9 protein-coding genes are annotated in these 8,131 nt (G+C 71.1%); 3 read left to right on the forward strand and 6 right to left on the reverse strand.

Going from position 1 to position 8,131, the window contains the following annotated elements:
* Positions 1 to 13: 13 nt before the first annotated feature.
* The 5 genes from GEV10_21345 to GEV10_21365 are packed head-to-tail and all read right to left on the reverse strand — an operon-like array spanning position 14 to position 5,500.
* Positions 14 to 1,066, reverse strand: a complete 1,053-nt coding sequence (locus GEV10_21345) for an ATP-binding cassette domain-containing protein (protein ID MQA80994.1) — start codon at positions 1,064 to 1,066, stop codon at positions 14 to 16.
* Complete coding sequence (locus GEV10_21350; protein MQA80995.1) at positions 1,038 to 2,066, reverse strand: ATP-binding cassette domain-containing protein; 1,029 nt, start codon at positions 2,064 to 2,066, stop codon at positions 1,038 to 1,040. Before GEV10_21350 ends, GEV10_21345 begins: the two co-directional genes overlap by 29 nt.
* Positions 2,063 to 2,938, reverse strand: a complete 876-nt coding sequence (locus tag GEV10_21355; GenBank protein ID MQA80996.1) for an ABC transporter permease subunit — start codon at positions 2,936 to 2,938, stop codon at positions 2,063 to 2,065. Before GEV10_21355 ends, GEV10_21350 begins: the two co-directional genes overlap by 4 nt.
* Positions 2,935 to 3,888, reverse strand: coding sequence for an ABC transporter permease subunit (locus tag GEV10_21360; GenBank protein ID MQA80997.1), 954 nt, complete (start codon positions 3,886 to 3,888; stop codon positions 2,935 to 2,937). The genes GEV10_21355 and GEV10_21360 overlap by 4 nt, the downstream gene beginning before the upstream one ends.
* A 7-nt stretch (positions 3,889 to 3,895) precedes the next feature.
* Complete coding sequence (locus tag GEV10_21365; GenBank protein MQA80998.1) at positions 3,896 to 5,500, reverse strand: ABC transporter substrate-binding protein; 1,605 nt, start codon at positions 5,498 to 5,500, stop codon at positions 3,896 to 3,898.
* A 140-nt stretch (positions 5,501 to 5,640) separates the two neighbouring features.
* Here GEV10_21365 and GEV10_21370 point away from each other — a divergent pair, with 140 nt between their 5' ends.
* Together GEV10_21370 and GEV10_21375 are read left to right on the forward strand one after the other, a co-directional pair.
* Entirely contained in the window at positions 5,641 to 6,174 is a 534-nt protein-coding gene (locus GEV10_21370) for a DUF664 domain-containing protein (GenBank protein MQA80999.1), read from the forward strand.
* A 15-nt stretch (positions 6,175 to 6,189) separates the two neighbouring features.
* A complete protein-coding gene (locus tag GEV10_21375; GenBank protein MQA81000.1) occupies positions 6,190 to 6,411 on the forward strand; it encodes a hypothetical protein in 222 nt (73 codons plus the stop codon).
* A 149-nt stretch (positions 6,412 to 6,560) separates the two neighbouring features.
* Here GEV10_21375 and GEV10_21380 read toward each other — a convergent pair whose 3' ends face one another.
* Complete coding sequence (locus GEV10_21380; GenBank protein MQA81001.1) at positions 6,561 to 7,136, reverse strand: helix-turn-helix domain-containing protein; 576 nt, start codon at positions 7,134 to 7,136, stop codon at positions 6,561 to 6,563.
* 64 nt (positions 7,137 to 7,200) lie between these two features.
* Between GEV10_21380 and GEV10_21385 the strand changes: the two genes are divergently transcribed.
* Complete coding sequence (locus GEV10_21385; GenBank protein MQA81002.1) at positions 7,201 to 7,779, forward strand: dienelactone hydrolase; 579 nt, start codon at positions 7,201 to 7,203, stop codon at positions 7,777 to 7,779.
* Positions 7,780 to 8,131 lie beyond the last annotated feature (352 nt).

Consider the following 8,131-nt stretch of genomic DNA (forward strand, 5'->3'; position numbering starts at 1 on the left):
CGTCCCGGCCAACTCAGGTCTCGTGGTGAACAAGTGGGTCTGCTCCTCCCGATACGTCCGGCGCGCGACCGTCGCCGCCGATCAGATGACACGCCGACGGGTGGCCGTCGGCGGTGTGGTCGATGAGCGCGGGCACCTCGTCGCTGCACAGCGGCAGCTCGGCGACGGGGCACCTGGTGTGGAACCGGCACCCGGACGGCGGGTCGATCGGGCTCGGCACGTCGCCGGGCAGCACCACGCGCCGCCGTTCGCGCTGCGCCCGCGGGTCGGGCAGCACCACGGCCGACAGCAGCGACTGGGTGTACGGGTGCCGCGGCTCGCGGAAGAGCTGCTCGCGCGCCGCGTGCTCGACGATGTGCCCGAGGTACATCACCGCCACCCGGTTGCACAGGAACTCGACCGTCGACAGGTCGTGCGCGACGAACAGGCAGCTGAACCCCATGTCACGCTGCAGGTCGAGCACAAGGTTGATGATGGACGCCTGCACCGAGACGTCGAGCGCCGACACCGGCTCGTCCGCGACGAGCAGGCTCGGGCCGAGCACGAGCGAGCGCGCGAGGCCCACCCGCTGCCGCTGACCGCCGGACAGCTCGTGCGGGTACCTGCGCCGCATGTCGGCGGAGAGCCCGACGCGTTCCAGCATGCCGCCGACCATCTCGCCGACCTTGCGTCCGCGCGCCAGGTCGTGCATGCGCAGCGGTTCCGCGACGATCTCGCCGACCTGCGTGCGCGGGTCGAGCGAGGAGTACGGGTCCTGGAACACCATGTGCACCTGCCGGCGCAGCCCGCGCATCCGCCGCCTGGACAGGTGGGTGATGTCGCGACCGTGCAGCGCGATGGTGCCCGCCGTCGGTTCGAGCAGCCGCACGATGCACCTGGCGACCGTCGACTTGCCGCTGCCCGACTCGCCGACGAGCCCGACGATCTCGCCCTCGTCGATCGTCAGGTCGACGCCGTCGACGGCGTGGACGCGCCCGCCGCCGCGGCTGCGTGGCACGTCGAAGTATTTGGTCAGGCCGGTCACCTGGAGCACGTGCTCACTCACGAGAGACGACCTCCTCGGCAGGCGCGACGGCGGGGCCTGGGTGCACGCAGGCCGCCTCCTGTCCGGGAGCAGTCTCCCGCAGCGGCGGCATCTCCGTGTGACACGGCTCGTCCGCCCGCGGGCAGCGCGGCGCGAACACGCACGACTCCGGCCGCTCGCGCAGGGTCGGGACGATGCCGGGGATCTCCCGCAGCCGCTCCGGCGCCTCCTCGGCGGTGAGGTCGGGCCGCGGCACCGAGCCGAGCAGGCCGACGGTGTACGGGTGCTGCGGGTTCTCGAAGACCGAGTCGACGTCGCCGGACTCGACGACGTGACCCGCGTACATGACCACGACGTCCTCGGCGATGTCGGCGACGACGCCGAGGTCGTGGGTGATCATCACGATCGACGTGCCGAACTGGTCGCGCAGGTCGCGCATGATGTCGAGCACCTGGGCCTGGATCGTCACGTCGAGCGCGGTCGTCGGCTCGTCGGCGAGCAGCACCTTGGGGTTGCAGGCGACGGCCATCGCGATCATCACGCGCTGCCGCATGCCGCCCGACATCTGGTGCGGGTAGTCGTGTACCCGCCCGGTGGCGGCGGGGATGCGGACCAGGTCGAGCAGCTCGGCGGCTCGCACCCGCGCGGCCTGCCGGGAGATCCCCTCGTGCCGGCGCAGCACCTCGCCGATCTGGAACCCGACGGTGAACGACGGGTTCAGCGACGTCATCGGCTCCTGGAAGATCATCGAGATCTCCCTGCCCCTGACGTCACGCAGCTGCCGCAGCGAGAGGCCGGAGAGCTCGCGCCCCTCGAGCCGCACGCTCCCCTCCCGGACGGCGGTGGCCGGCAGCAGGCCGAGCACCGCGAGTGCGGTCACGGACTTGCCGCATCCGGACTCCCCCACCAGCGCGAGCACCCCGCCGGGGCGCACCGAGAACGACACGCCGTTGACCGCGAGCACCCGGTCGTCGTCGCCCTCGAAGCGCACCCGCAGGTCGGAGACCTCCAGGCGCGCGTCCGGGTGCGCGAGTGCGTTCACGTTCGCGTCCGTACGTCGAGGACGTCGCGCAGGCCGTCGCCGAACAGGTTGAACGACAGCGTGGTCAGCGCGATCGCGAGGCCGGGGAAGATCGCGAACCAGGGCGCCTGGGTGATGTACTGCTGCGCGTCCGACAGCATCGTGCCCCAGCTGGGGGTCGGCGGCTGCTCACCCAGACCGAGGAACGAGAGCACCGCGGCGCCGATGATGGCCGTGGGGATCGCCACGGTCGCCTGCACGATCAGCGGGTTCACCGTGTTGGGCAGGATGTGCCTGACCAGCACGACGCGGTCCGGTGCTCCGTTGACCACCGCGGCCTCGACGTACTCCTGCTCGCGCAGCCCGAGCACCTCCCCGCGCGTGACGCGGACGAAGCCGGGCACCTGCGAGACCGCGAGCGCGATCGTGGCGTTGATCAGCGAGGGGCCGAGGATCGCGGCGAGCCCGACGGCGAGGATGAGGAACGGGAACGCGAGCACGACGTCGGTCACCCGCGAGATGACCGGGTCGAGCCAGCCGCGGTAGTAGCCGGCCAGGAGTCCGATCGGCACCGCCACGAGCATCGCGAGCAGCGTGGAGAGCACGCCGGCCGTGAGCGACGCGCGGGAGCCGACGACGAGTCGCGAGAGCAGGTCGCGGCCGACGTCGTCGGTGCCGAGCAGGTGCCCAGGGCTCCCCGGTGGCACCAGGATCAGCGCGTAGTCCGACGCGCTCGGGTCGTGCGGCGCGACCCACGGCGCGAGCACGGCGACCAGCACCACGACGGCGACGCCGAGGAGCCCGACCACGGCCGGTGGGCGCCTGGTGAACCTGCGTCGCAGCCGGCGGCGGTCAGCGCCCGGAGAGCGCAGCGGCTCGGCAAGGGCGCTCATGACGACCCTCCCGTCACCCGGATCCGCGGGTTCAGCAGCGAGTACGCGAGGTCGACGAGCAGGTTGGCGAGGATGTACCCGGTCGCCGTGACGAGCACGACGCCCTGCAGCGACGGGTAGTCGCGGCTGAACACCGAGTCGATGGTCATCTTGCCGATGCCGGGGATCACGAAGATCTGCTCCGTGATCACCGCGCCGGAGATCAGCGCGCCGAGCTGCAGGCCCACCACGGTGACCACCGTGACGAGACTGTTGCGCAGGGCGTGCAGGCCGACGACGACCCGTTCCGACATGCCCTTGGCGCGTGCCGTACGCACGTAGTCGGCCGACAGCGACTCGAGCATCGCCGACCGCATCTGCCGCATGATCACCGCGGCCAGGCCCGTGCCGAGGACGACCGCCGGCATGAGCATGTGCGAGAGGTTGCCGATGGGATCGGTGAGCGGCACGAAGCCGGACGCAGGCAGCCACGGCAGGTGCACGGCGAACGCAAGGATGAGCAGGATGCCCAGCCAGAAGTTCGGGACCGACAGTCCCGCGAGCGCGGCCGTGCTGCACAGGTAGTCGAGCACCGACCCCCGCCGTACCGCGGCCACGATGCCGAGCGGCACCCCGATGACCACGGCGACCAGCAGCGCGAGCACGGTGAGCTCGAACGTGATCGGCAGGCGTTCGAGCACGGCCTGCGCGACCGGCAGCCCGCTGGTCGGCGACTTGCCGAGGTCACCCTGCAGCGCGTGCCCGACCCACAGTCCGTACTGGACGAGCATCGGCTTGTCGAGGCCGTACTCCGCCCTGATCGCCGCGAGCACCTCGGGGCTGGACGACTCGGCGGACATCGCCACCGCCGGGTCGCCGGGCAGCGCACGCACCCCGACGAACACGACCACGGTCGCGGCGGCGAGCGTGATCAGCGAGACGCCGAGACGCCGTAGCAGGAACCACAGCACGGCGGCGTCAGCCCGTCTTCGCCGCCGTCTTGAGCCGGATCAGCCCGTCACCGAAGTACGCGATGCCGGTGACGTCGGTCCGGTGTCCCAGGATCAGCTTCGGGTGGTTGAGGTAGATGAGGTTGTTGTGCTCGAGGAACGCCTCGGTGAGCTCGGTGAAGATCCGCTTGCGCTCCGCCTCGTCGGTCGTGGCGCGTTCCTCGGCGATGAGCTTCGTGACGTCGTCGTAGTCGGCGCCGCTGTAGCTGTTGGTGCTCGTCGGGTCCCAGAACGGCGCGATGTTCTGGTCCGGGTCGAGACGCCCCGACCAGCCGACGTTGAACACCTCGAACTTGCCTGCCTGCGCGTTGCTCAGCCCTGTGGTGAACTCGGTCGGCTGCACCTTGACCTCGAAGCCGGCCTTCTTGGCCATCGACTGGATGACGGTGCCGAGCTTCGTCGCCTGGCTGTTCGCGGCCTGGACGACGACCTCCACCGGAATCGGCGTCTTCACCCCGCTCTGCCGCACCAGCTGCTTCGCCCTCGCGACGTCGACCTTCGGGCACGGGGTGTCCGTCGCGTACGGGCTCGTCGGCGGGATCGGCGTGCACGCGGGCACGTACTGCCCCTCGTTGACGACCTTGTTGACCGCGTCCCTGTCGATGGTGAGGGCGAACGCCTCGCGCAGCTCCGCCGACCTGGCGAGCGGGTTGTCGACGGTCCGGTGCGGCGACTTGCCCGCGCCGTTGCTGTTGGACACGTTGATCGTCATGCCGTCGTATCCGAGTGAGGTGACGGGGAGGAGCTTCACTCCCTCGGCCGACTCCAGCTGCTTGGTGTCCGTCGGCTCCACGCGGTCGGCGATGTCGATGTCACCCGAGCGCAGGTTGGCGGCACGGACGTTCGGCTGGGTCACGACGGTGAACGTCACGCCGTCGAGTCGCACCTTCGCCTTGTCGTAGTACTCCGTCGACTTCTTCAGCACGATCCGGTCGGTCGACGGCCGCTCCTCGAACGCGAACGGTCCCACGCAGACCGGGTCGGTGCCGAAGTCGCCACCGAGCTTCTTCAGCTGCTTCGACGACAGGATCATCCCCGACCGGTCGGCGAGGATCGACGTCAGCGGCGAGAACGGCACCTTCAGGTCGAGCCGGACGGTCTCGTCGTCGACGGCCGTCACGGACTCGACCGAGCTCAGCTCCGCCGCACGCGACGACTTCGGGTCGGTGCGGTAGTGGTCGATCGTGGTCTTGACCGCGGCGGCGTCGAGCGGCGTGCCGTCGTTGAACTTCACGCCGGGACGCAGCTTGATGGTGTACGACTTGCCGTCCTCGTCGATCTCCGGCTCCGCGGCCGCGAGCTGCGGCTGGATCCGCAGGTCGGCGTCGACGTCGTAGAGCTTCTCGCACATGTTCGCGAAGACGATGCGGCCGACGTACGTCGACGCGACGGTCGGGTCGAGCGCGTCGGGCGCCTCGGCGAGCCCGATGGTGACGGTGCCCCCGGACTTGGCGGGTCCGCTCGACGGCCCGCCGCCCGTGCCCGACGGCGTCGAGCAGGCGACGAGCCCGGCGGCCGCGACGAGCGCGGCGGGAAGGAGGAATCGGCGTTGTCTCATCGGGATCGCCCCCATCGGCTGATTGATGAGAATGGGCTGGCAGTGACCAAGTCCCCGTCGACGAGTACCCGACAGAAAACTGTAGACAATCAACCGTGTCAACCCTGTGACGCACGGTGAACGACCCCGTCGGTGGCCGGGAGTACGTTCGGTGGATGACCGCTCCCACCGACCGCGTGCCCGCCGTGCTCGAGGATCCGGGCCTACACGTGTCCGACCCGCGCGAGCTGCTCCTCGGCCACCTCGACTGGTACGCCGACGCCCTCCGCCGCAAGCTCGCCGGGCTCTCCGACGCCGCGCTCCGCACCCCGGTCGAGCCGATCGGCTGGGCTCCCCTCGGCGTCGTGCAGCATCTCGGCTGGGTCGAGCGCCGCTGGTTGCGCTGGGGCTTCGCCGCGCAGGACGTCGTCGCGTACGCACCCGAGGGCGACGAGGCCGAGTGGGCGATCCCGCCCGACTGCTCCGCCGCGGACGTGCTCGGCGCCTACGCCGAGGAGGTGCGCCTCGCCCGTGCCGCGATCGGCGACGCGCCGCTCGACGCTCCCGCGCGCGTCGGCGGCAGGTTCCCGACCGCGCACGACGCCCCGACCCTCGGCCGCATCCTGTTCCACCTGCTCCAGGAGTACGCGCGTCACGCGGGTCACCTCGACGTCGCCCGCGAGCTGGTCGACGGCACCACCGGGGAGTGAGGGAGACTCGGTGACGTGAGAGTCGACTTCGCCGACGTGACGGCAGCTCCGCTCCTGGCGGGGCACGGTCTGCAGTGGTTCCTGGCGGGCGTGTTCGTGCTGGGCGTCGTCGTGACGTTCGTCCTGCTCCGCACCGCGCGACGTCCCAACCCGAACCGCCCGGCGCCGATCACCCACCCCCGCCTGGTCCCGCGACCCGACGACGACCCTGACGGCGACACGCGTGGCCCGGGGTGAGTGAACCTGATGACGGGCGCGCCACCCGGACGGCGTACGACACCCGGCAGAGCGCCGGCGCCAACCCGTGAGCGGCACCCTCACCGTGCCCTGACACGGTGAGGGTGCCGCTCACGTATCGCGGCCGCCGCACGCGCGACCACCGCCGGTCAGTCCTCGCCGGCGGGCAGGGTCGGGTAGTCGCTCATGGGATAGAGGCCGACGGTGAACCCGTAGACGGTGTCGCCGGAGCGCGGCAGGCGGTCGAACGCGTGGATCACCCGGTCGACCTGCTCCCAGAACTCCGCCGCCCGTTCCGGCGGGATCCGGGCGTGCCGGATGAATGAGTACATCTGGCCGGCGTGGTAGGCGGCCACGGACTCCTTCGCCGCGACCTCGAAGTCGTTGAAGTCGGGCGGGAGCTCGACGCCGTCCGATCGCCGGCCGAGACCGACGTAGAACATCCGCGCGGCGCGGCCGTAGTAGCGCTCCTCGATCGCCCGGACACGGCGGGTGCGTACCACGCGCAGCAACCCGGCGTCGGCCAGGACGTTGACATGGTGCGCGACCGTGCTCTTCGGGCGCCTGACCGCGGCGGCCAGCTCCGTCACGGTGGCCGCCCGCTCGTGGAGCAGGCCGAGGATCGTGGTCCGCAGGTCGTCGCTGATCGCCCGCACCTGCTCGGGCCTGGTGAGCTCGAGCGTGTCGTCGAGGTCGTAGTCGGGAACCGGGCTATTGCTCGCCATGGTCGGACTAGACTACCATCGCCGATCATTCGATATTTCTCGATCATTGGGAGAGCAGGTAGTCATGGCCGAGGTCGTGCTGTACCACCACGCACTGGGTCTCACCTCCGGGGTGCAGGCCTTCGCCGACGAGCTGCGTCAGGCGGGCCACACCGTCCACGTCCCCGACCTGTACGACGGGCGCACCTTCACCACCGTGGACGACGGGGTCGCCCATGCGCGGGAGATCGGGTTCGACACCGTCATGGAACGCGGCGTCGCCGTGGCCGAGGCGCTCGGCGCCGACCTCGTGTACGCGGGCACCTCGCTGGGCGTCATGCCCGCCCAGCGGCTCGCGCAGACCCGCCCCGGTGCGCGGGGGGCGCTGCTGTTCGAGTCGTGCGTGCCCGTCTCGGAGTTCGGTGACGCGTGGCCGGCGGGCGTGCCCGTCCAGGTCCACGGCATGGACGCGGACCCGGAGTTCGTGGACGGCGGCGACATCGACGCCGCCCGCGCCCTGGTCGAGTCCACCGACGACGCGGAGCTCTTCCTCTACCCGGGAAAGGAGCACCTGTTCACCGACTCCTCGATCCCGTCCTACGACGCGACGGCAGCCGCGCTGCTCACCCGGCGCGTGCTCGCCTTCCTCGACGCACTCTCCTGAGCGTCACCCCGGGGCGCCCGGGCCCGTGAGGGGCACCCTCACCGCGCGCCGCGCCCGTGAGGGGCACCCTCACCGCGCGCCGCGCCCGTGAGGGGCACCCTCACCGCGCGCCACAACCCGTGAGGGGCACCGTCACCGCGCGCCACAACCCGTGAGGGGCACCCTCACCGCACCAGGGCACGGTGAGGGTGCCCCTCACGGGCCGCAGGTCGCGCCCCGCGCCCCGCGCCCCCGCCCCTAGATGAATGATTCCGTGAAGCTGCTGGTCAGTGGTCGTAGGCGGTGAGTGATCGTTTGCTGGTGACGCCGGTGGTCCAGTTGTGCCAGATCCCGGCGGCCATGGCCAGCAGGC

This window comes from Streptosporangiales bacterium, from assembly GCA_009379955.1.
Lineage (GTDB): Bacteria > Actinomycetota > Actinomycetes > Streptosporangiales > WHST01 > WHST01.

Bases quoted from the DNA above. Each gene is read 5' to 3' on its own strand.
- GEV10_21370 (MQA80999.1), top strand. From the start codon at position 5,641: ATGACCGCTCCCACCGACCGCGTGCCCGCCGTGCTCGAGGATCCGGGC.
- GEV10_21355 (MQA80996.1), bottom strand. From the start codon at position 2,938: ATGAGCGCCCTTGCCGAGCCGCTGCGCTCTCCGGGCGCTGACCGCCGC.
- GEV10_21385 (MQA81002.1), top strand. From the start codon at position 7,201: ATGGCCGAGGTCGTGCTGTACCACCACGCACTGGGTCTCACCTCCGGG.
- GEV10_21380 (MQA81001.1), bottom strand. From the start codon at position 7,136: ATGGCGAGCAATAGCCCGGTTCCCGACTACGACCTCGACGACACGCTC.
- GEV10_21365 (MQA80998.1), bottom strand. From the start codon at position 5,500: ATGGGGGCGATCCCGATGAGACAACGCCGATTCCTCCTTCCCGCCGCG.